Annotated in this window: 35 protein-coding genes and 3 pseudogenes; 9 read left to right on the forward strand and 29 right to left on the reverse strand. The window is 36.7% G+C overall.

Features of this window, described 5'->3' with window-relative positions; all coding sequences use genetic code 11:
- Positions 1-50 precede the first annotated feature (50 nt).
- From ACXAC4_RS26940 to ACXAC4_RS26975, 8 genes and pseudogenes are all read left to right on the forward strand, one after another.
- Entirely contained in the window at positions 51-341 is a 291-nt protein-coding gene (locus ACXAC4_RS26940; protein WP_475168147.1) for a hypothetical protein, read from the forward strand.
- A pseudogene (locus tag ACXAC4_RS26945) lies at positions 287-442 on the forward strand (hypothetical protein); the annotation flags it as partial. The gene ACXAC4_RS26940 and the pseudogene ACXAC4_RS26945, both read left to right, overlap by 55 nt.
- Positions 443-565: 123 nt before the next feature.
- Positions 566-673, forward strand: a complete 108-nt coding sequence (locus ACXAC4_RS26950) for a biotin/lipoyl-containing protein (RefSeq protein WP_475168226.1) — start codon at positions 566-568, stop codon at positions 671-673.
- 439 nt (positions 674-1,112) lie between these two features.
- Positions 1,113-1,502 carry a beta/alpha barrel domain-containing protein gene (locus ACXAC4_RS26955; RefSeq protein ID WP_475168149.1) on the forward strand — a complete coding sequence of 130 codons (390 nt, stop codon included), beginning with the start codon at positions 1,113-1,115 and terminating at the stop codon, positions 1,500-1,502.
- Positions 1,503-1,824: 322 nt separating this feature from the next.
- Positions 1,825-2,061, forward strand: coding sequence for an enoyl-CoA hydratase-related protein (locus ACXAC4_RS26960; RefSeq protein WP_475168151.1), 237 nt, complete (start codon positions 1,825-1,827; stop codon positions 2,059-2,061).
- Positions 2,062-2,084: 23 nt separating this feature from the next.
- The gene (locus ACXAC4_RS26965; protein WP_475168155.1) at positions 2,085-2,387 is read left to right on the forward strand and encodes an enoyl-CoA hydratase-related protein; all 303 of its coding nucleotides are present in this window, start codon (positions 2,085-2,087) and stop codon (positions 2,385-2,387) included.
- 4 nt (positions 2,388-2,391) lie between these two features.
- Positions 2,392-2,655: a carboxyl transferase domain-containing protein gene (locus tag ACXAC4_RS26970; protein ID WP_475168156.1), complete on the forward strand. Its 264-nt coding sequence runs from the start codon at positions 2,392-2,394 to the stop codon at positions 2,653-2,655.
- Positions 2,645-3,606: pseudogene (locus ACXAC4_RS26975) on the forward strand (acyl-CoA carboxylase subunit beta). The gene ACXAC4_RS26970 and the pseudogene ACXAC4_RS26975 overlap by 11 nt, the downstream one beginning before the upstream one ends.
- Before the next feature lie 525 nt (positions 3,607-4,131).
- Here ACXAC4_RS26975 and ACXAC4_RS26980 read toward each other — a convergent pair.
- The 20 genes from ACXAC4_RS26980 to ACXAC4_RS27075 form a co-directional block, all read right to left on the reverse strand.
- Positions 4,132-4,254 (reverse strand): hypothetical protein, encoded by a 123-nt coding sequence (locus ACXAC4_RS26980; protein WP_475168228.1) that lies wholly within the window; start codon positions 4,252-4,254, stop codon positions 4,132-4,134.
- Positions 4,254-4,577 carry a hypothetical protein gene (locus ACXAC4_RS26985; protein ID WP_475168233.1) on the reverse strand — a complete coding sequence of 108 codons (324 nt, stop codon included), beginning with the start codon at positions 4,575-4,577 and terminating at the stop codon, positions 4,254-4,256. Before ACXAC4_RS26985 ends, ACXAC4_RS26980 begins: the two co-directional genes overlap by 1 nt.
- A 13-nt stretch (positions 4,578-4,590) precedes the next feature.
- Entirely contained in the window at positions 4,591-4,854 is a 264-nt protein-coding gene (locus tag ACXAC4_RS26990; RefSeq protein WP_475168158.1) for a hypothetical protein, read from the reverse strand.
- Positions 4,855-6,728: 1,874 nt separating this feature from the next.
- A complete protein-coding gene (locus tag ACXAC4_RS26995; RefSeq protein WP_475168159.1) occupies positions 6,729-7,019 on the reverse strand; it encodes a hypothetical protein in 291 nt (96 codons plus the stop codon).
- A gap of 318 nt (positions 7,020-7,337) precedes the next feature.
- Positions 7,338-7,742, reverse strand: a complete 405-nt coding sequence (locus ACXAC4_RS27000) for a hypothetical protein (protein ID WP_475168161.1) — start codon at positions 7,740-7,742, stop codon at positions 7,338-7,340.
- A 13-nt stretch (positions 7,743-7,755) separates the two neighbouring features.
- Positions 7,756-8,409, reverse strand: coding sequence for a DUF7168 domain-containing protein (locus ACXAC4_RS27005; protein ID WP_475168162.1), 654 nt, complete (start codon positions 8,407-8,409; stop codon positions 7,756-7,758).
- A gap of 258 nt (positions 8,410-8,667) precedes the next feature.
- Positions 8,668-9,054 carry a hypothetical protein gene (locus tag ACXAC4_RS27010; protein WP_475168164.1) on the reverse strand — a complete coding sequence of 129 codons (387 nt, stop codon included), beginning with the start codon at positions 9,052-9,054 and terminating at the stop codon, positions 8,668-8,670.
- Positions 9,055-9,155: 101 nt separating this feature from the next.
- Positions 9,156-9,422: a DUF3850 domain-containing protein gene (locus tag ACXAC4_RS27015; RefSeq protein ID WP_475168167.1), complete on the reverse strand. Its 267-nt coding sequence runs from the start codon at positions 9,420-9,422 to the stop codon at positions 9,156-9,158.
- A gap of 86 nt (positions 9,423-9,508) precedes the next feature.
- Entirely contained in the window at positions 9,509-9,652 is a 144-nt protein-coding gene (locus ACXAC4_RS27020) for a hypothetical protein (protein WP_475168172.1), read from the reverse strand.
- Between the two features lie 14 nt (positions 9,653-9,666).
- The gene (locus ACXAC4_RS27025; protein WP_475168177.1) at positions 9,667-9,795 is read right to left on the reverse strand and encodes a hypothetical protein; all 129 of its coding nucleotides are present in this window, start codon (positions 9,793-9,795) and stop codon (positions 9,667-9,669) included.
- A gap of 469 nt (positions 9,796-10,264) precedes the next feature.
- Positions 10,265-10,633, reverse strand: coding sequence for a hypothetical protein (locus ACXAC4_RS27030; protein WP_475168181.1), 369 nt, complete (start codon positions 10,631-10,633; stop codon positions 10,265-10,267).
- Positions 10,634-10,656: 23 nt separating this feature from the next.
- Positions 10,657-10,839 (reverse strand): hypothetical protein, encoded by a 183-nt coding sequence (locus tag ACXAC4_RS27035; RefSeq protein WP_475168183.1) that lies wholly within the window; start codon positions 10,837-10,839, stop codon positions 10,657-10,659.
- Between the two features lie 230 nt (positions 10,840-11,069).
- Positions 11,070-11,273, reverse strand: a complete 204-nt coding sequence (locus ACXAC4_RS27040; RefSeq protein ID WP_475168186.1) for a hypothetical protein — start codon at positions 11,271-11,273, stop codon at positions 11,070-11,072.
- Between the two features lie 733 nt (positions 11,274-12,006).
- Positions 12,007-12,246, reverse strand: a complete 240-nt coding sequence (locus tag ACXAC4_RS27045; protein ID WP_475168187.1) for a hypothetical protein — start codon at positions 12,244-12,246, stop codon at positions 12,007-12,009.
- 93 nt (positions 12,247-12,339) lie between these two features.
- Entirely contained in the window at positions 12,340-12,750 is a 411-nt protein-coding gene (locus ACXAC4_RS27050; protein WP_475168190.1) for a hypothetical protein, read from the reverse strand.
- An 18-nt stretch (positions 12,751-12,768) separates the two neighbouring features.
- Positions 12,769-12,969: a hypothetical protein gene (locus ACXAC4_RS27055; RefSeq protein WP_475168192.1), complete on the reverse strand. Its 201-nt coding sequence runs from the start codon at positions 12,967-12,969 to the stop codon at positions 12,769-12,771.
- A gap of 14 nt (positions 12,970-12,983) precedes the next feature.
- Positions 12,984-13,121: a hypothetical protein gene (locus ACXAC4_RS27060; protein WP_475168194.1), complete on the reverse strand. Its 138-nt coding sequence runs from the start codon at positions 13,119-13,121 to the stop codon at positions 12,984-12,986.
- On the reverse strand, positions 13,099-13,317 hold the full coding sequence (locus ACXAC4_RS27065) for a hypothetical protein (protein WP_475168195.1): 219 nt from the start codon (positions 13,315-13,317) through the stop codon (positions 13,099-13,101). Before ACXAC4_RS27065 ends, ACXAC4_RS27060 begins: the two co-directional genes overlap by 23 nt.
- 132 nt (positions 13,318-13,449) lie before the next feature.
- Positions 13,450-13,644 carry a Spo0E family sporulation regulatory protein-aspartic acid phosphatase gene (locus ACXAC4_RS27070; protein ID WP_475168197.1) on the reverse strand — a complete coding sequence of 65 codons (195 nt, stop codon included), beginning with the start codon at positions 13,642-13,644 and terminating at the stop codon, positions 13,450-13,452.
- Positions 13,631-13,957 carry a hypothetical protein gene (locus ACXAC4_RS27075; RefSeq protein ID WP_475168199.1) on the reverse strand — a complete coding sequence of 109 codons (327 nt, stop codon included), beginning with the start codon at positions 13,955-13,957 and terminating at the stop codon, positions 13,631-13,633. The genes ACXAC4_RS27070 and ACXAC4_RS27075 overlap by 14 nt, the downstream gene beginning before the upstream one ends.
- Before the next feature lie 685 nt (positions 13,958-14,642).
- Here ACXAC4_RS27075 and ACXAC4_RS27080 point away from each other — a divergent pair.
- Positions 14,643-14,873, forward strand: a complete 231-nt coding sequence (locus ACXAC4_RS27080) for a hypothetical protein (protein ID WP_475168202.1) — start codon at positions 14,643-14,645, stop codon at positions 14,871-14,873.
- A 174-nt stretch (positions 14,874-15,047) separates the two neighbouring features.
- On the opposite strand, the gene ACXAC4_RS27085 is transcribed toward ACXAC4_RS27080, so the two are convergent.
- The 9 genes and pseudogenes from ACXAC4_RS27085 to ACXAC4_RS27125 all read right to left on the reverse strand — a co-directional run bounded on the left by ACXAC4_RS27085 (position 15,048) and on the right by ACXAC4_RS27125 (position 21,137).
- Complete coding sequence (locus ACXAC4_RS27085) at positions 15,048-15,572, reverse strand: hypothetical protein (protein ID WP_475168204.1); 525 nt, start codon at positions 15,570-15,572, stop codon at positions 15,048-15,050.
- 137 nt (positions 15,573-15,709) lie between these two features.
- Positions 15,710-15,889, reverse strand: coding sequence for a hypothetical protein (locus ACXAC4_RS27090; protein WP_475168205.1), 180 nt, complete (start codon positions 15,887-15,889; stop codon positions 15,710-15,712).
- A gap of 548 nt (positions 15,890-16,437) precedes the next feature.
- Positions 16,438-16,881 carry a JAB domain-containing protein gene (locus tag ACXAC4_RS27095; protein WP_475168206.1) on the reverse strand — a complete coding sequence of 148 codons (444 nt, stop codon included), beginning with the start codon at positions 16,879-16,881 and terminating at the stop codon, positions 16,438-16,440.
- A 66-nt stretch (positions 16,882-16,947) separates the two neighbouring features.
- The gene (locus ACXAC4_RS27100) at positions 16,948-17,202 is read right to left on the reverse strand and encodes a hypothetical protein (protein WP_475168207.1); all 255 of its coding nucleotides are present in this window, start codon (positions 17,200-17,202) and stop codon (positions 16,948-16,950) included.
- Between the two features lie 511 nt (positions 17,203-17,713).
- Entirely contained in the window at positions 17,714-18,181 is a 468-nt protein-coding gene (locus tag ACXAC4_RS27105) for a topoisomerase C-terminal repeat-containing protein (protein WP_475168209.1), read from the reverse strand.
- Positions 18,182-18,211: 30 nt separating this feature from the next.
- Positions 18,212-19,162, reverse strand: a pseudogene (locus tag ACXAC4_RS27110) (DNA topoisomerase).
- A 2-nt stretch (positions 19,163-19,164) separates the two neighbouring features.
- A complete protein-coding gene (locus tag ACXAC4_RS27115) occupies positions 19,165-19,866 on the reverse strand; it encodes a DNA topoisomerase (protein ID WP_475168210.1) in 702 nt (233 codons plus the stop codon).
- 43 nt (positions 19,867-19,909) lie between these two features.
- The gene (locus ACXAC4_RS27120) at positions 19,910-20,581 is read right to left on the reverse strand and encodes a hypothetical protein (protein ID WP_475168212.1); all 672 of its coding nucleotides are present in this window, start codon (positions 20,579-20,581) and stop codon (positions 19,910-19,912) included.
- Positions 20,571-21,137 carry a relaxase/mobilization nuclease domain-containing protein gene (locus ACXAC4_RS27125; protein WP_475168214.1) on the reverse strand — a complete coding sequence of 189 codons (567 nt, stop codon included), beginning with the start codon at positions 21,135-21,137 and terminating at the stop codon, positions 20,571-20,573. Before ACXAC4_RS27125 ends, ACXAC4_RS27120 begins: the two co-directional genes overlap by 11 nt.
- Between the last annotated feature and the right edge of the window lie 14 nt (positions 21,138-21,151).

Consider the following 21,151-nt stretch of genomic DNA (forward strand, 5'->3'; position numbering starts at 1 on the left):
AAAACTGGGGCTTAAAACTGAGCCAGTAAATATGAAAAATTTTTAAACGATTGAAGGTTAATGAAACTGGAGAAGGCACCGTATCCAGCACCTTACGCATATATGCTGAGGATCCGAATACGTTCTATCCATCACCGGGGACGCTTTCGAACCTGGTGCTTCCGGAAGGGCCTGGAATCAGGCACGAACTGGCCGTGGAAAGTGGATCAGAGGTCACGCCCTTTTATGATCCGATGATTGCTAAATTGGTCGTTCATGGCAGTGATCGTAACCTGAAGCGGCTGAACGTCTTGCCAAAGCACTCCATGCCTATGAAATTGAGGGAGTCAAACGCAACCTGACAATGTTAAAACGCATCATCACCCATGATAGGTTCCGTGAAGGAGATACAACAACAAGCTTCATTCAAAACTATTATCTACCGACTTTAACGAACCACTAAAAGGAGGACTACAAATGTTTGAAGTAAAAGCATCGATGGCAGGAAGTGTATGGAAAATCACAGCAGAAGAAGGGGCTGAGATCAATGACGGGGAGGATGTCGTTATCCTAGAGATCGATGAAAATGGAGATCCCCATCTCCGCAGAAACGTCTGGTACGATCAAAGAGCTGAAAGTAAGCGAAGGGGACTTTGTCAACGAAGGCGACGTTATTGCGATTATTGAATCATAGGAGCGGATGGTATGCAGACCTGCCTGATCATGTAACGATAAAGGAAGTCGGCACCAGAGATGGTCTTCAAAACGAAGCAGAGGAAATCCCAACCGCAAACAAAGTCACTTGGATCAATCTGTTATCCGCAACGGGATTGTCTTCGATAGAAATCAGTTCGTTCGTACATCCGAAGTGGATCCCGCAATTGAAGGATGCTGCAAAGGTCGCCGCATCCATCAGAACGGAAACCTGGTGTTACGTATGCCGCTCTCGTTCCGAATCAAAAAGGTCTGGAGGGCAGCTCTTAAACGGCTGATGTCGATGAAGTCGCCGTCTTTATGTCCGCCAGCGAAACCCACAATCTAAAGAACATTAATAAAACGATTGATGAAACGTTCCCTGTGCTGGAAAACGTTGTACGAGACAGCCAAACGCGAAGGGAAACAGGTGCGGGGATATGTGTCTCACAGTCTTCGAGTGTCCTTATGACGGGAAAACCTCACAGGACCAGGTCCTCCGGGTAAGTGACCGATTGTTGCGCATGGGCATTGATGAGTTATCCATGGGAGACACTCTCGGGACAGCGAATCCAAAGCAGGTGGACGAAGCGCTTGACTATTGGAAGCAGCACCTTCCATTAGAAAACATGGCGATGCACTTTCATAACACGAGAGGAATGGCGCTGGCGAACATCGTGGTATCCATGCAGCATGGAATCACCACCTTCGATGCGTCTCTCGGCGGTCTTGGCGGCTGCCCTTATGCGGACGGAGCCTCCGGAAACCTTGCAACAGATGATCTTGTTCATATGCTCCACCAGATGGGGGTTACACACAGGAATAGATGAATCCGCTCTCCAAGAGCATGGATTACATGCAGCGTGCCTTGGAAAACCGCTTCCCAGTCACGGCATGCAGATCCTGAATAAGGAAAGGGTGTAAGTCGATGACATGAACTCATCCGTATGGAAGAGCCGGCGGCCCACGTCTATGTCAGCTCACATTAAATCGACCGGACGCGGCCAATGCTCTTTCTCATGCGCTTTTAGATGAGCTGTCTGAAAAAGTCGACCATATCACAGTCCCGCTCCGATATCCGGGTCGTCTTACTAACAGGAGAGGGAAGCAAAGCGTTTTGTGCGGGAGCGGATCTGAAAGGAAAGGTCCGGAATGTCGGACGAGGAAGTCGTCAAAACCGTGCGGAAAATCGGGGATACTCTTCGTAGATGGGAAAAAGTCACTGTTCCGACGATTGCTCTGATCAATGGAGCGGCTTTCGGAGGCGGACTTGAGCTTGCTCTGGCCTGTGATTTACGTATGATGAGTTCTTCAGCGAAAGTGGGGCTCACGGAAACATCCCTCGCGATCATCCCCGGGGCAGGCGGTACCCAGAGACTTTCAGATTGATCGGTCTGGGGCGGGCAAAGTCGATGATTTATACAGCGAAACCTGTGGAAGCAGCCGAGCATTCCAGATGGGGCTCGTTGAATATATGTATGAACCGCAGATGCTTATGGAAGAAGCACAGGATTTGGCTGACCTGTATAGCAAGAAACGGCCCTTTAGCTGTGAAGGCGCCAACAAACGAATGGATACCGGGTTTGACATGCCGCTGGAGCGAAAGCCTTGAAATTGAGCACGACGCATACAAGTCGACCATCCCGACGACAGACCGGGTCGAGGGTCTGAACGCTTTTAAGGAAAAACGCAGACCGGAATACAAAGGAGAGTGAGCACGTGGAAACCACGATGTCGGATCAGCAGTCGTTTGAAGAACGGGTGAAAAAAATCGCCCTGGGCGGCGCAGAAAAATATCATGAAAAGAACGCAGAAAAAGGTAAAATGTTTGTTCGCGACCGCCTCCAGTTGTTGTTTGATGAGGATATTGATATCGAAGATGCTTTTTTTGCCAACTGTCAATCAGAAGGACTTCCAGCAGACGGGGTCGTTACAGGAATCGGCAGGGATGAACGGCGAAACCGTGTGTGTGATGGCCAATGACTCTACAGTAAAAGCAGGTTCCTGGGGCGCTAGAACAGTGGAAAAAATTATACGTATTCAGGAAACCGCTCTGAAAATCAATGCTCCAATGCTTTATCTGGTCGATTCAGCGGGGGCAAGGATCACCGATCAAGTCGATATGTTCCCAAACCGGCGCGGAGCGGGACGTATTTTCCATAACCAAATCAAATTATCCGGACGAGTTCCCCAGGTTTGTCTGTTATTCGGACCATCTGCTGCAGGAGGGGCTTATATTCCAGCCTTTTGTGACATTGTCGTTATGGTTGATGGCAATGCCTCCATGTATCTTGGTTCTCCAAGAATGGCAGAGAAGGTAATCGGGGAGAAGGTATCCCTTGAGGAGATGGGTGGTGCGTCCATGCACTGCTCTGTATCAGGATGCGGAGATGTGCTGGCATCAGATGAGAAGGAAGCCATAGGGTATGCCAGGACCTATTTGAGCTACTTTCCAATCCCTATCAGGAGCGTCCGAAAACAAGGGAAGCAAGAGAACCGCAGGCGTTTGAAAAAACGATTGAAGAGTTGATACCTGAAAACCAGAATGCTCCTTTTGATATGTATCAGTTCATCGACCGGATTATTGATGAGGACTCCTTTTGTGAAATTAAGAAGAAGTTTGCTCCGGAATTGATTACAGGACTCTCCAGGATCAACGGAAAATCTGTCGGCATCATCGCTAATCAGCCAAGGGCCAAAGGAGGCGTGTTATTTCCGGATTCAGCGGATAAAGCCGCCAAGTTCATTCAATTGTGTGATGCCTTTAATATCCCTTTGTTGTTCCTCGCGGATATCCCGGGCTTCATGATTGGAACGAAAGTGGAACAGGCGGGAATTATCCGTCACGGGGCAAAAATGCTGGCGGCTATGAGTGAAGCGACGGTTCCGAAAATCTCCGTCATTGTCAGGAAGGCGTATGGCGCAGGGCTGTAGGCCATGGCAGGCCCCGCTTTTCTGAACCGGACGCTTGCCTCGCCCTGCCTACAGCTCAAATCGCTGTGTGATGGGACTGGAAGCGGCTGTGAATGCTGTCTACGCCAACAAGATTGCTGCCCTTCCGGAAGTAAGACCGTCCTGCCTTCATTAAAGATAAGCAGGAGGAATATAAGGAAAACATCGATATTTACCGGCTGGCTTCAGAAATGGTCGTCGATGATGTCGTGAAACCCGGCCGCTCCTCCGTCACGAATTGAGTACACGCTATGAAGCCTATACACGTAAAGATGTCCAATTTACAAATCGAAAGCACGGGGTCTACCCGGTTTAAAAAAACAAACGCCTGGGGATCTTTTTTGAGATCCAGGCGTTTGTCATGATTCTGTGCCGGCTTTTTCTACCAAGACTCAGAGATTTCCTGTACACTTTCAGGGTTTTCAAAGGGCGCTGACGTAATCTCCTGTGGACTGGTTTAAATAAGCAGATTTAACCGCACGGCGCATCACTTTGGCATTTCTCGTTTTAGGAAGGTCTGATACCAGGTGGATGATGTCCGGTGACAAAGCTTTTCCGGAGCTTCCGATGCAGATGCTTTTTCAATTCTTCAATCAAAGACGCTTGCTCCACCGGTTCATCGTTAACCACTACAAAAGCGACCGGTTCTTCCCCTTTGGTTTCATGAGGGAGACCGATGACGCCTGGCTTCCAACACAAGAGGGTGGTCCACGAGTACCGTTTCCACTTCCGAGGGTACCCAGCCGTTTACCTGCTACATTCAATACGTCATCAGACCGACCGGTAATTGTAAAATAGCCTTTATCATTTTCTACCACCCAGTCTCCGTGCACCCATGTATCCGTAAAGCGGCTCCAGTATGCTTCTTCGTACCGCTCGTCATCTTCAAAAAAACTGTTGGTCATGCCTGCCCATGGCTTACGAATCGCCAATTCACCCACTTCATTAATCACACGTTCTCCTTGATTATTCAATACGACAGCATCCATGCCAGGCAGGGCAGGCATTGATAGTGACGCGGCTGGTAATCGGCTTGATCAGGATATTTCCAAGAATGCCTCCGGATATTTCTGTCCCTCCTGAATAATTAAAGATCGGTACCTGTTTATGACCTGCATGTTCAAACAGCCAGTTCCATGGTTCTCTCATTCCAAGGCTCTCCTGTGGATGCAAAACCAGTTTCAAGGAGGTAAGAGAATGGCGACGCAGCCATTCAGGCCCGTACTTCATCGATGTGCGTACCAGCGTTGGAGAAAGACCGAGATGTGTCACGTTATACGTGTCGACAATCTCCCATAAGCGGTCAGGTCTGGGATAATCCTGGTGTGCCTTCAAACACTGACGCTGTAGAGCGCCGTGCTAATAAGACCTCCGTAAACGAGGAAAGGCCCCATCATCCATCCCATATCGGTGTACCAGAACAACACTATTCTCCGCAGTAACGTTCATAACAGATTCCCGCATCAAAAGCGGCTTTTATCGGAAAACCCGCATGTGTATGAACCGCACCTTTCGGTTTACCTGTCGTACCTGGATGTGTAAATCAACATGAAGGGGTCCCCTGGCTTTTGTAGCGTGCGACTGGAAAAGGACCCTTTTTTTTCTGCAGTGAAGACCAGGCAACGTCCCGCGGCTCATGCCACTGGATATCGGTACCTGGTTCGCTCAACGACAAAGACATGCTCCAGAGAGGGACACTGCTCTGTCTGCTGCATCCGCCCTGGATCTTTCATTTGAATGGTTTTCCCGCGCCGGTAGAAGCCATCGACCGTTATCAGGGCTTTTGCTCTTGAAGCCTGGGATTCTTGCAGCGACGGCATCTCGTCTTTATATCCGGAGAGTAACGCAGGGGAAAAAGACAGCACCGACTCTTGAGAAAAGGGCAAGCATACTGATCAGGGTTTCCGGAATCATCGGCACACAGAAATCGTCACAATATCCCCTTCCGCTATACCATAGCGCTGGAATCCGTGTGGAGTCTGGATCGACAGCTTCCTGAAGTTCTATAAAAGAATAGGAGGATGAATCGCCACGATCTCCTTCCCAGAACAAGGCCGTTCTATTTCTATGCTCCGTAGGTCTTCCGCCCATTTGTCGAGGGCATTATGAGCCGCGTTGATTTCACCTCCGACAAACCATTGGGGATACGGGAGGCCCCGGGACAAAATCAAGCGTCTTTTTGAAGGGAACAGACCATTCGATGCCGACGTTCCCGGCAGGCCTCCTCCGACATCCATTCCACCCGGTCTGTTGTGACTTTATGAAGGTATCATAATCCGTAAAGCCTGATCTTTTCATCCACTGAAACAAGCGGGTGGATTCTTTGAGGTGCTGGATACGTGCCTTCTTAGGTTTCATTAACCTTACAGATGAACTGAACGAAGGAGTAATAAATGTATTGCTAAGGTTAAAACAGACTACTACAAACGGAATCGCTACAGCACCTATATTTAATTCACTCTTTCTTTTTTATAAGATATATAAAATAAAAGCAAAAACAAACAAGATAACAAGTATTTCAATAGGGCTTATGGGAGGTAAAACAAAAAATCGGAATTTTGTAGTCCGTTTTATCCTCATAAAATCTATTACTCCGTTTAAAGCTTCTAATTCTTGGTTACTCAAATTATCTTGATGGAATCTTTTTTTTAAGTCCATAAACGCCCAGTAGTGTTCATCAGTAAATATAATCTGCCCATTTTTTAGCAAGATTGATAATTTTTCAATCCTCTTATTTATTATTTTACGATCACGATTGGATAGTCCGTTTAATTCCTCAATGTTATCAATATGAATTTTTTTAAATGAAGATAGAATATTATTACCTCCTTATTTCATTTATTATTGGATGAATTATTATTACATAGAAGTAAATAACCGATAACCCTATCATTACTGTTTTTATATAAAAATACATAAAAACAAGCACCCACTCTGGTAAAATATTTGAGTTAATGAATTGTTTAATGTTTGTATCAAATATCAACATTAATGCCATAATTAAGACACTAACCAAACTGGTAACATGAAACTTTTTTCGTTTACTATCATCAGGAATACGTTGTTTTATAAAATCCATGTTTAATTTCCCTTCTGTATTCTAATCAAATCAAGGAAAGGTTTAATTTTCGTATCCTTTCATTTACAAGCTTAGCTTTCGCTTCCTTTCTTCCTACTGGTCGAATAGGTCTAGCAAGAAAAGAAACTACAACATCGGTGTAATCTATCGTTACATCTGTAAATTCTACAGTTTGATAAGAATATCCGTTTTTATCTACAATTAATTTCCCTAACTTAATCTTGTCTAAAATATGTTCTTTCCCTGTTTTTATCCTTTGTTCAAACTCAACTAGATTTTCCCCTACAGCCGATTTAGGCTGATAAGAAAAATCCATATTGAGATTTTGACATATAAAATGTATATTTAATTTACTGCTGTATTCAATATCTACACTTTGGTCACAATAAAGTCGTTTAATTTTTGTACTAATAACTAAGGTGATTAATCACCGCTGGCCAAAATTCGTTAGCAACATTTAATTCATATTCATCTAAATTTCGCCTTTTTCTTTAAACTGTCCAAGTGATCTAGCATATCTCCTTTTGTATTAAAAACTGCCTTTGATTTACCAGATTCATCTCTAATGTCTACTGTGATTCGTTCAGTTGTCTTATATACTGATAATAGTTTCACTTGCCTCACCCCTCTCTTTTTATTTTTCCTCTACTTCTACATCAAAACTCTTTAAGTAATCTGTAAATTCGTCATCATTCATTTTGTTAAAAAAGTCATGAGCTTCTTTTTCAAAAGATTCTTTGGTGTCTGTATATATAATTTCACCTTCTCCATCTTCTACTTTGAATCCTAATTCAGCGAAAAAATCTTTTATTTCTTCTCTTGTTTTGCTGTTAAAAAAATTTCGAAGTTCTTCCTTCAATTTAACACCATCCATAACACACTCACCTTCACCTTGATTTCCAAACAAATCAGCATAGAGTTCATCTATACTTATTTTCTTTCCGTTAATAAAAAATCCTGGAGAATCACTTTTCTTAGCCTTTAATCCATATCTTTTCGCTATTCGCAATACTTTTTCTTCAGTAACTTCATAATTCACTTTAATCCCCCTATTAGACTTGTTCGTCAATTGTCGATTTTGTATAATCAACCTTCTTCCCATCTTCATAACCTTGTTTGTAGGCGATACTTTCCTTTGCAGTTGGAATACAATGAATTAATGGTTTTGTTCCCTCAAACATTTCATTGTATTTTCTTTGTATTTCCTCAGGAACAAGAACCATCAGAGCGTTTTCTTTTTTCATTTCGTTAACTTGTTCTACAAATTTTTTTTGCAATCCATTTAAAAAACCTTTCATGTATGAATTTTTAATATCGGAAGTCACTTGTTTAGACCTGAATATATTGTTGCTGCTGTAATAAATTTCAACATACTGTTTTGTGTAAAATACAATGATTTCATACGCTAAGGAATACATTTTCTTCCCTAAAGCTACATCTGTGTCATAGCCAAAGAAGATAATTGATCTTTTCACTTTACGTTCTCCATTTAGAAGTTTATTCCTTATAAACCACCGAACACGAAAGTTTTTAGAAATAATAGTAGCTAGTTCTCTTTCCCACCAGTATAACTTTTTAAAAACCGTAACTTGACCTTCATCAATATTTCGTACATTTTCTTCTAAACAAATATCACTCATAGCAATATCATGTTTCAGCATTAATTTTTGAGCCATAAGGAATGCTGATTGAGCTTGCTTCTTCATTCGGATTATTTTCAGAAAGAGCTAATAATCCCTGTACTCTTTTAATTGCCTTTTCGTTTCTCTCTGAATATCCCTTCAAGTTATCCCTCATTTCTAAACGAACCTATTTTTAATTAAAGCTTGCTTTATAACCATTTTATCAGATTGAACATAGATTGAACACAAATAACCTTGATTTCACCTACACCCCTATATGTTCAATTTGAGTATACTCAGATTGAACATGTTAGGGAAAATAAAGGATGGCAAAGCCTTTCCTTATGAATGAAACTCTTTTACGTTATACGTAAATCTATGGTAACCATATATACGTATATAATTAATTGTGTTAAGTATACCAAAAACAAGAGCTAACAATGATATAAATAACGACATAACACCTAAAACAGACAAATCTTGAAGATAGCTAACAAGTGAAACCATTAATATAAATAATACAATGTTTATTACAAATCCTATTTGAGTTCTGACATGATTGTCATATCCATTTTTATGGATATATTTTGTTACGTTCCTGATAAATCTAATAATCCCCCAAACTAATAGAAACACCGCTGTAACTATCGGAAAACCAATAGCAGAAAGTAGTATGATATTGATTATTAAATCATCAGTTCGGTTTATTGAAATTGCAACAGCAGCCATTACAATTCCTAGCAAATACCAAGACAATGACAATTTAACGAAGTAATTTTGTATGAATTGAATAAATTTTTTCATTTTTCCATTCCCCCTATTATAAAATTTTATGTAATACCCATAACAACAAAACCATCACGCTGTGCATAATCAGTTATATATACCACTTCCCTTTCCACACTTTTTCCTGTGAATTTGCCTTCATCAGGCAAGTATTCACGCAAAAGCAAAATATCTCCAACTTTAAAATTACGATCATTGAACCTTATTTCAAAGTTCTTTTTTCTATCCTGCACATCCTGAAAATAGGATGTATATATTTTCAAATCATGAATCATATAATCACCTTCCTGATTGCTTAAAGCAATCCCCAAGCTTTAAGCTTGAGAATGCTCTAATTCATCACGCCTGCCGAACAAAACCATATTTTCTTCAGAAATCTTTGCAAATCTTTCATTGCTTAGATTCTAATTTTCATGGCATGTAGGTTTTTTTTAATTTCTGTTACTACATGCAAATATTCCTTCCCTTTTTTAGTTAAAACAGCACCAAAATAAGGAAGTTGTCCTTTAGGGTCATATTTTTCTCCTGTTATTTCTTCCAATTTGTCTATATCTACTATTTTAATGAATTCCTCATTAAATTGCTGACTTCACGTAATAAATAAGCTTCCATATACCCAAATACGGTACAACCTCCATCAGCTAACTTCATTACATGCAAGTGTTCTTCTATTAATTCTTTCATTTTATCACTCCTGATTTTTATAATAATGATCTTTAAAGTATTTTTTGCAATCGTCACAATATGCATCTGTTTGCATTGTTCATTTTTGTTTCTTTATTATCCATTGGCTTACCACATTGCGGACATAGATTATGTTCTTTTCGCTCTGCATAAACTTTACGCTTATGCATGCGTGATCTACATGCGTCCGAGCAGTATTTTGCGTGCGGTAGGTTACTGTTTAATGAATTATTACAGTCGGTTGCTGCACATACTTTTTAACCATCATAACAACGCTCCTGATTTTTATTGATTTTATACATATATTATAGTATTATTTAGTTGTAGTCGCCTTTAAGGGCGTCTAGGATTGAAACAAATTTATTTTTTGAAGGGAGACACTTATATAAGTGTCTCTTTTTAAAACCAAAAATCATCTGAATTTTCTTTTACATAAAATGATATTCAATAAATACTAAGTGCCTTTTGCTTAGTATAAGGTAATAATTTTACTAGTTGCACCCTTGAAGAAACTGTAATTATTAGACATAGCGGGCTTACCAGTTGTAAAGAAATATCCGTACATGTTTTCTCTAAGCACCCAATCATATAGGGTGCAATTACTGTGAGTTAAGGAAGGTAAATCAGTATACACGTTTTGCATAATACGATTAAACTCTTTTAATACAGACCCTTTTTCTTTTTCTAGATCATTATCTTCTATTATGCCTAGTAAACATTCTAAAACCTTATTAGGTTTTTCTTCATATAAACAAACTCCTGTGTTCACCTCCCAATTTTGGTTATAAAGTTTTTTTAATTTTTTATCGTCTAGGAGCTTATCTAACTCCCAACTCAAACAATAATCCTCTTGTATATTGGTTAAATGTTCATCAGTAATTTCGAAATATATCTATGTTCTTCTTTTTCCTCTTCAGATAGACTTTCAAAGTCTATGGAATCATCTATTTTTAGATATTCGTTGTTTAGACTAACTAATTTTTTGTAGGATTTTTCCTTCAATATTTCTTTCTCTAAGTCTTTTAACTTTTTTAGTTGTTTCATTTTAATTTCCCCTTTAAAGTTTATTTTTAAGGCAGCGAATAAACTGCCTGTATTTAATTTATCAACAACCTCAATTAATACTGTACATCGATAACTACAACTTAAATTAGGAGTATTTAAAGTTATTAACATCAACTATAACAAAACCGTTAAATGTATCACCGTCTATATATAATTCATCTTCCTCAATAATCAATTGTGTATGATATCCTTCGCCTTCAAACTCTAAGTCAAGACATTTCTAAAAATTCCAAATGTCCCTCTGGCAGGTATCTTATCTCAAAATCATAAACTTTTTTTATCGATACTTTTTTTGTATCGATAAAATTTTCAAATAAATGGATTATATTGTTTATATCCATAAATTCATAGCCAATCATCTCCTTTTTTATGTTTTCGAACATGCTTGTTTTTACTTCTTCAATCATTTTCATTTTAATTTCCCCTTTTTAAAAATTTATTTTTAAGGCAGTGAATAACTGATGGCATTGTCCACCATACTTTTAGCTTGACTTAGTTGGGTTAATTGTTTTTATTTAAATGTGTTATTAAGCTTGTGCTTGTAATCATCAATTTTATACTCTAATTTATTTATATTAAGCCTGTATTCATAGGCTCTTTGTAGTTTCTTCATCGCTTCCTCAATTTCGTACAGTGAAGCGTCTTTCAGATTTTTCACGAATGAAGATTTTAAATTTAAATCATTATCTATAGTATATTCTTTTTCTTCTCCTTTCTGTCATAGACGTCAGTTGCTGAAATAATTCGTAAAGGAGAGCCTCCAAATAAAAATTCAATTTTACGAATTTTTTCTTTCAATTCTATCTCATCCTTCTGTTTGTGTGAAGGTCCGGAAATACACAGCGATTACATAATATTGTTGTAGGTTAGTTTTATCAAAAAGACTGGAACGAAATGTATCATCTATTTCTTTCGGGCTATGAACTAAATTTATGTCTGTGCGATATTTTTTTATCAAATAAGATTCTATTCGTTCATGCAGGACTATCGGCAAAGAGATCCAACTAAAGCATTCAGACTTTATATCTTCTATTAATTCATTCAACTCAAAATTTCCAAATTCATTCATTTTAATTTCCCCTTTTTTTAATTTATTTTTAAGGCAGTGAGTGAACACTGCCTGTATTTAATTAATAACTGCAAATCCTAGTCAATAGTTATAATATTTCCTAAACCATCTTCCATACCATCTACAGATACACCTTTATTAAAATCTTTAATCAATTCTTTCATATCCTCAATAGTTTGAGGATAAATAGTTTGAGATATTTCCCCATTTCTATTTTTAAAATCAAAAACAATTTCGAAAGCATGTAAATCTGCATCGTGATCGATTTCATAAATTGAGTATTTCTTTTCTTCCCAAACATTATAAGTTTTTTCCATTGTAATTCCTCCTAATTTTTTGTGCGACCTCTTTTGTTGTTACTTATATTATATCATATAGTTTACTGGTTTACCAGTAAACTATATGATTTTTCAATACTTTTTCTTCAATAATTCCGACTTAGAAGCCAATTCTTCTGCATCATCATAGGTGTATGTACACAAGAATTGATCTATCATCATGCTGTAATGATAACGAATAAAACCTTCTAACTTTATGCGGTCAAATACATAAAGTTTAGTGTAGCCACATAAAGCAACTGTATCATTTTCTACACCTTCAAAAATATGGTCGTAAACGTCATTAAAACCGTTACGAATACATTCTACCGTTTCAATGTCTTTAATGCTTTCAATTAACTTCTTACGAATCTTATCAGCACAAGAAGTTTGAAATAACTCCAATCTTTGTTGGTCATCCATACAGTTTAAAACAACGTCCATTTCGTTAATAAGATAACTTTCTTGAAAATCTTTCTTTTGTTTTTCCGTTAATGGAGTCATAAATCACAAGCTCCTTTATTATAATATTTCTTCATAATCTACTATTTCCGTTAAGTCGCACAAGCGACTACTTAAAGCCATTTCTAAAGGCTCTTTTTGCATTTCCGCAGTCATCCCCTCACTTTGGTGCAAATGAAGGGAAACTACGTCTAATATTTTTTGTTGCGTTTCTAAATCTAATTGAGATACGTAAAATATCCATACGGATTTTTTCCACAATTAACACCTACCCCTTATATTTCTTCTACAGACACAACGCTTATTCTCAATTCTTCACTTTCAAGCCATCGTGCTTCACCACCTAAATAAAACCCCATTTTTTTAAGATGTTCCTTGTCGTACTCGATTTTAATAATTGCTTGATCTTTCATGATAATAACCTCCTTTAAATATTTGCCATACTGCATTTGGATTTCCAGCAGTCGTAACTCTACGGTCTAAGTGGCTCCATTGGTAATTTACAAACTCTATAAAAATATGTTCTTGCAAGGAATCAACTGTACAAACCGTTTTCCATCCTTGTGGGTATTTGACTTGAATATCTACTTTTGTAATGATTTCATTCATTGCATTTCCTTCCCTTCCCCATAAATCAGAAAAAGCGCTGTTTCCTCGCTGATTACGTCCTCACCATAGCAATGACCATAAAGATGGATATTGCTTTTTACATCATAAATAACGGAATCGCCATTTGACATTTTATGATGATAGAAAACACTCCCAAATTCTCGAATCCTCTCCCAACTGCCCAACTCTTGGCAGTTGTAAACAAGAACGTCTAATTCTTGCGACACCTTGATAAACAGAAGGGGAAGCTAAACCTTCCCGATCTGCAACCATTTCAAGCTCTTTTCGTTTTTCTTCTATTTGTTGAAGTAACTTAGCATGTTTCATTTGAAACAACTCCTTTCTTGGCTAAATGGATTAACCATCGTAGTAGGTTAGTACGTTTCGTAAAATATTCCACATCCTCTTTTTTCTGTTTTTTAGAAACTATCCCCCTAACCATTTCTAGCCATTTTTCAGCTTCTAAAATAGTCTTTTTATCAGGAATAACATTCCCTTTCGCCTGTTCTATAAGGCTTTCTAATAACCTTGCATAATATTTTACTTTTGCAATGTTTTCTTGATTTTTGTTATAGACCGCTAAGTCGTAAATTCCTAGAAGCATGTTTTTCGCTTCTTTGAAGTTGTTTGTATTTATCATTTTTTCATTTCTCCTTTGCACTTAAAGGTTTTAAGCCTTTAAATGTTTTGTTATTTTGTAGTTTGCAAGCCGAGAAGTAAATTTCCCAAAGGGGATTATTTTTCCCGTTTGACTAAGTAGAAGAAAAAGCCTTGCAAAAAAATGTCAATAAAACGTGGAATACCGAACGACAGTGAGGCTATGCCGAGCGAAGCGACGAAAGTTTATTGACATTTTTTTGCGCCACTCTTAGTCAACAGCAGGAAAGGTTCGGGTGTCCTGCCTGCTGGTGACTTAGAGTGGCAAGGCTTTACTCTTCGGATTGCAAACGGAAAAATAACTATAATAAAAAGCAGGCGAGAGCCTGCTTTCCTTTTTGTCTTTTTTTCTTTTGATCTTTCGTTGTCGTGTACTCGTTAAGAAACAATCAGGAACTTACAAAATGTTGATTGATGGCTAACTACACGCTTTTTCGTAGTTGGCCATCCATCAAACAGTTTGTTGTTATCGAGTGTTTTAGAGGACAGCGAGATACCACAGGATGTTAGGCTGCGTTCTTTGCTGCCTTATATCCTGTGAGTAGACCCTTTGGGCAACCCCAAATAGAGTTTTGAATGTCTTAATTTAATTTTTTGATCTTTGAACTGTTTTAAATTACTCTGTAAATACGAGATATGGGAAATGAAATAAAAAAGGTGAAATAACTATGAATACATTAAAACATTTAAGTTTCATGCATATAGAAGGGTTTCAACAACTAAAAGAAGAAGAAAAAGACCTATTTATTCAATTACACAAAAAGCATATTAAAAACCTAAGAGAATCCAAAAGGCATATATATGCAGAAACACACATAGAAGAATTAAAAAAAATAGCCGAGGGTTGTTTTTTACTCGCTTTCGATAATGGAGCAAAGTTATATTACGAAAAAAAATAAAAGGCTCTCCGCAATATCAGGGGAAGCCCTTCAATACTTAGTGCTATTTTGCTTGAAGCAAATAGCAAGCTTAAAGCTTGTTTTAATCATCAAGGACGGGGAACCCGAACGAAACCAGCTCCAGGGATCTTATTTTTGACCATGAAATCCAAACAATAAATTCATGGCCAACAGCTAGTTACCAGTTAAATCCGAAACTTGGGCGTTGTTATTATTACACTTCTCTTTTTCCATAAATTTCTCACAAGTGGATTTCTCCCAAAAACGTTTCCCACTTAGAACCACATCAGCTTTAGGAATATTACCTCTTTTGATATAAGTGCTTAGCTTAGCTTCATTAAAATTCAATCCATTAGCATTTAAAAAATCTACAAATTCTCTCTGATTTAAATATCCTGCTCCATCAAAAATAACGGAATGCTTAGGATTGTTAATAAGGAATGTATCTTTGCGAAAGAAAAAATAAATACATTCAAGAGCAAGCTCTAACCATTCATTATCTAAATGTTTGTAGATACTCTCTAAATTAAAATTTTCCTTATCAGGGTTTTCAAAAAACCACGCCAACCTCAAAAATACTTGCTCTGTATCTGTTAAATTAGACAAAGCTTCATCACTTAAAAGAGTATTCTCATTGGAAACCAATTGTTTTTCCGAAAACGGAAAAACTTCCATGATCTTTTTTGTTGCGTTTTTCATTTCAAAACCTCCTGTTAAGTTACTTAACAAAATCATATCATATTGTTAAGTAACTTAACAAGCTAAAAATTAAACTAGAATTAATATTTAAATTGTATTATATAGAGAGGAAAGCATAAGCTTTCCTCGTTTTCTCTTTATATGATTGTTTCTAGCAATATAACAATCACAATTCCTAATGAAATAAGTAAATACCCTACTACCATGATTGATTTTGTTGTTTCAGATTTAATCAATGGCAGGCTAACAAATAATGCAACACAACCAGCCAGCATGATAAGCGCAACAGCGAAAACAGAAGATATTAATACAGTCATCTTTTCATCATTCCTTTCTTTTTGTTGTCTACCCACCAATGTTGGCGAAAATGAGTGTCAAGGGTCGGCTTACGTCAGAAGCCGACTTGCAAGAAAAGCATAGGACACATTTGCACTTGTTAACGTATTTCCCCTTATACAGCGTGTCCGTAGGAAATTGTGGGAAACCCAATGACTTAGTGGCATTTTCAAAGCGTTCTTTGCTTTGTTAATGCCACTTAGCCTACTTGGTTTCTCCGTATTTCCTTTGCCCTTTTCGCCCGCCCTTGACCGAATTATGAGCCAATCATTACAATCAGGAGACAAAAAGAAGGAAACCCCTAGCGCAAAATGCTTATCCAATGCTACAGCCATTGGATAAGCAAGGATAAGCGAAAATGAAAGGTTGCTGCTAACGGAAACGTTGGCTGCAGCCTTGATATTTTTGCGTGCTGTTGCTACTCATTTATGAGTGGTAACAGCCGATCTGTTGAGGTTCGATACCGAAAACAGATCGCATATAGCACTTGCAAAAAAGAAGAAAGAGGGATTAACCCCCTTTCTTGCTACTAGATATACCCTCTTTCTTTAAAGCTAAAATACATTTTTGGCTTATAGCATACAATCAAATGGTCTACAACAGGAATACCAAGAATTTCACCGGCTTTCAAAAGGCGCTTGGTAACCATAATGTCATTTTCGCTTGGTTGTATGCTACCTGCTGGATGGTTATGCGCCACAATTATAGAAGTAGCATTGTTTAATATAGCAACCTTAAACACCTCTCTAGGCATCACAAGAGTAGCGTCAACTGTTCCAATATGCGCTCTATGAATAGCGCTTACACCATTTTTTGTATCAAGGCATATGACAAGGAATATTTCTCTGTCATCATCACCAATAAAAGAATACGCTAAATCCGTACCATCTCCAGGGGATTTTATTACCGCTTTTGATACATCAACATTCTGTACTACTTGCTTAATTTTTACAACCTCTAAAATTGACTCCATGACTTCCTCTCCTTAGTTGCTTTTTTCTTCAAGAAAAAGAGAAGGCTTTACGCCTTCCCTTTACTCTTATTTGTGTAAGTGAACGATATTGGGATTGTTTGCTCGTTTTGCTTTTTTTACAGTTTGATGATATTCTTGTAAGCAATTGAGGAAATAGTCCTCGATTACAAACATGTGGTCAGTTCCTTCTTGTTTCAATTTCTCCGCTAAAGCCTGATAATACAGTCTAAATGTTAGCTCGCATTCGGAAATATCATCAGGCTGGACTGACCACCTCAAAATTTCTAGCAATTCATCTACTCTTACTTTTGCTAGTTTCATATAGCTTCCCTCCTTTCCTTTTTTATGTCTACCCCACCAATGTTGGCGAAAATGAGTGTCAAGGGTCGGCTTACGTCAGAAGCCGACTTGCAAGAAAAGCATAGGACACATTTGCACTTGTTAACGTATTTCCCCTTATACAGCGTGTCCGTAGGAAATCGAGGGAAACCCAATGACTTAGTGGCATTTTCAAAGCGTTCTTTGCTTTGTTAATGCCACTTAGCCTACTTGGTTTCTCCGTATTTCCTTTGCCCTTCGCCCGCCCTTGACCGAATTATGAGCCAATCATTACAATCAGGAGACAAAAAGAAGGAAACCCCTAGCACAAATGCTTATCCAATGCTACAGCCATTGGATAAGTAAGGAAAAGCAAAAATAAAAGGTAGCTGCCAACGAATGTTGGCCACTACCTTGATATTTTTGCGTGCTGTTGCTACTCATTTATGAGTGGTAACAGCCGATCTGTTGAGGTTCGATACCGAAAACACAATCGCATATGTGTATTGTTAATTTAATCGAATTTGAACTTTAACTTACATTCTTCATCAAGAGATAATTTTGCTTCAAAACTATTACCTTTTTTATTTTTAAATCCTTTTAGCTTGTTTGTTTCTCTTTTTTCGCATAATGTTTTTATGGTTGTTTTAGATAAAGTTTTGCTCGCGAAATTTTTAGGTAAAATCATATTGCAGCCATTTTTGTATTCATTGCAACCATAAAAAAGTTTTTTATTACTAGACTTTTTTTCTTCTAAATGTCCTTTTTTACATTTTGGACACAGTACAATATAATCTTTTTCTTTTTCTTGCTCTATTGATTTTGCTAGATTAGATGAATTGAGTTTTTCAGGAACTTCTTTTATTTGTTTGTTAATAAACGCTGTTGTTTTTTCTATAAATGTTTTTTGAGAAGCATTACCTTTCCCTATTTTCTGTAGAAATGATTCCCATTTTGCTGTCATAGATGGACTTGCAAGCAATGGCAACCTTCAATTGCTTGACAAAGAATTTTACCTTTTTCCACTAACGTATACTATATTCTTTTTTACTTCAATATATTTTTGCTTTTTTATTTTCTCGATTATCCCACTTCTTGTGGCTTCTGTTCCTAACCCTTCTACTTCCTTCAAAATTTCTACATCTTCTTCATCATCGATGTATTTACCGCAAGTTTTCATCATGTTAATTAGCTGACCTTCTGTATACAGTTTTGGTGGTTTAGTAAAACCTTCTTTAAATACTTATTTCCCCTGTAACTAATTCCTTTTCTTTAACCCTCGGCAATGATGTTTGTTCTTTTTTCTTTTCATCAATCTCTGGGATAAATCTTTCCACCCCCTCACTTTTTCGACCTTTCCAGTTGTTTTAAATTCTAATCCTTTAACATTTGTAATGATGTTTGTTTCTTCGTATATATAATCTTCGTGAAACATCCCTAATGCAGTACGAATGATTTCATAATATACATTTTTTTCATCAACTGTTAGCCCTTCTAAAATGCTTTTGGAAGGAATCATTTTAGTTGGAACAATTGCATAATGTTCTTCTACCTTTGAATTATCGACAAAACGCTTTTGTGGTTCTAGTGTTTTTGGAGAAAATGAAACTGATATAATTTCTTTATATGAATTAATATTGGATTGAATATAATTGAATTCGTTATCAGTAATAAAATTACAATCTGTTCGTGGATAAGTAACTAATCTTTTCTCATATAAATTTTGAACAATCTTTAAAACGTTAGAAGGGCTGTATTTCCATTTTTTATTTGCAGTTCCTTGAAGTGTTGATAAAGAATGAAGTTTTGGTGATTTGTTTTTCTTTTCTTTCTTATCAATAGATGAAATATTCCCTTCTTCCTTATCACTAATATTTATATTTTTTTCTTGAAGCAAGCTTTGTACTATTTCTTTGGATTCTTCTTTAATATTTGTAATCCCTTTGTATTTACCGTTTTCCACCTTCAAACATTCCTTCTAATCCGATAAAAAGGTTTTGAAATAAATTCGTCTATCTCTTTTTGCCTTTGATAAATCATATATACAGTAGGACTTTGCACTCGACCAATGCCTAAACTTCCTACAAAACCTTTTTTTTGCAGCGTTAAGCTATATAACGGCGAAAGATTCATTCCTACAAGCCAGTCGCTTATTTGTCTAGCTTGTGCTTCAATAAATAAATTATATGTTTCACGTCCATCACGCAATTCATCCATACCTTTTCGTACTTCATCTTTTTCTAAAGAATTAATCCATAATCGTTTTATGTTTTTATTCGTAGCACCAGCTTGCTCTATTAAAAGACGAGCGATAGCTTCTCCTTCTCTGTCTATATCTGTTGAAATGATGATTGTTTCGCAGTTTTGAAGTATTTTTTTCACTTCTTTAAAGTGTGTTATTTTATCTTTTGAAACGAAATAATTAAATTTGTCAGGGATTATTGGAAGATTATTCAAATTCCATTTTTTATACTTTTCACTATAGAACTCTGGTGGGCATAATTCTACTAAATGCCCAATCGCCCAAGTAATAATTGCGCCATTCGAAAAGGTGTTATTTGGCTGGATTTCGATATAATGTTTTGTTTTATTACTAATCTGATATGCTTCAGCATATGCTTTAGCTTGACTTGGTTTTTCTGCTAAGATAACTGTTTCTTTATACATGTATTCTTATTCAATCCTTTCAGCGTATTTTTTAGTTTTACTTCTAAAACCTTTCCAAACCTCTATTTTTGTTCTTTTCTTTCGTTTTTTCATTAATATTGATTTCTTGTTCTTTGCTTATATTCAAATCCTCTTTATTCATATTCAAGCTTGAATATAATATATCTCTTTCTTTTTTCAAGTCAGATGTTTTATTTTGAAAATCATCTTCATTATTAATGTTGTAAACTTTTTTTAACACATTTAAATTCTTTTTTGCTTGGTCATAACTTTTAAAATCAGCATAATGTTCTTTTTTAAATGAAGTTTTTTCTTCAATTGTTTTTAATTTCTTATACTGAATCATCATTGAATAACTATCACGATAAATCTGAAAAGCGTTAGCCATCTTTTCTAGTTTAAATATTTCATCATCAATTTTATTTAAAGATTTCTCAAAACTATCAACAATCTTTTTTTGTTTCATTTCCATTTCTTGAAACTGCTCTAGCGATATTCCCTCTTTATGAATAGTGTTATAAATATCATTTAAATAATTTATATTTTGTATAGTTGCCCACCTTTTTAGACCTTTATTGTTTTTAAACTTATCTTGTGTTTTATCTATCCACTCTCGATTAATAACTTTTGTTTTAAAAGGTATATAATCTTTATGCTCAATTCTATATTTAATGGAGCTTTTTAAATAATTCATTCCTAAAACTTTAGTTCGCATATATTTTTCTCGCTTTTGGATGTTTAAATGATAGATATTTTCCCTCTTTATACTTATACCCTTTATCTTCCATCAAATTTAAAAAAATATTATAAGAACTCGATTGAGATATACAATAATCTAAATCTTTTTCTAACCTTTCTTTAAAAGAAATACCTTTAGAACGAACAACATATTCGTTAAACGATAAATATTTTGACTTCTCTTTTGTTTTTTCAATTATATTCAACCCATATTTTTCTGATATTTTATCATTTTCTCTCCTTAATCTATATAAAGAATTAGATCGCTTACTATTAAACATATTTAATTCTCTATAGTTAACATTGTTAAAAACAATGTGATTATGAAGATTATCAGTTTCAATATGCGTAACAACCATATACTGATGTGCATTACCAAGATAGTTTTTTGCATATTCAGCACCATATTGATGAGCTTGTTCAGGGGTTATATCTTCGTCAGGATCGAATGATTGAATAATCATTCTAGCCGATAAGTTTTTATTAGAATTATTTCTTTCGTTATACAAGGTGCTGTGTAAGAGGTGAATCAACCGTCGTTAACCTT

It is taken from the genome of Pseudoalteromonas sp. AWM4_233, from assembly GCF_056158285.1.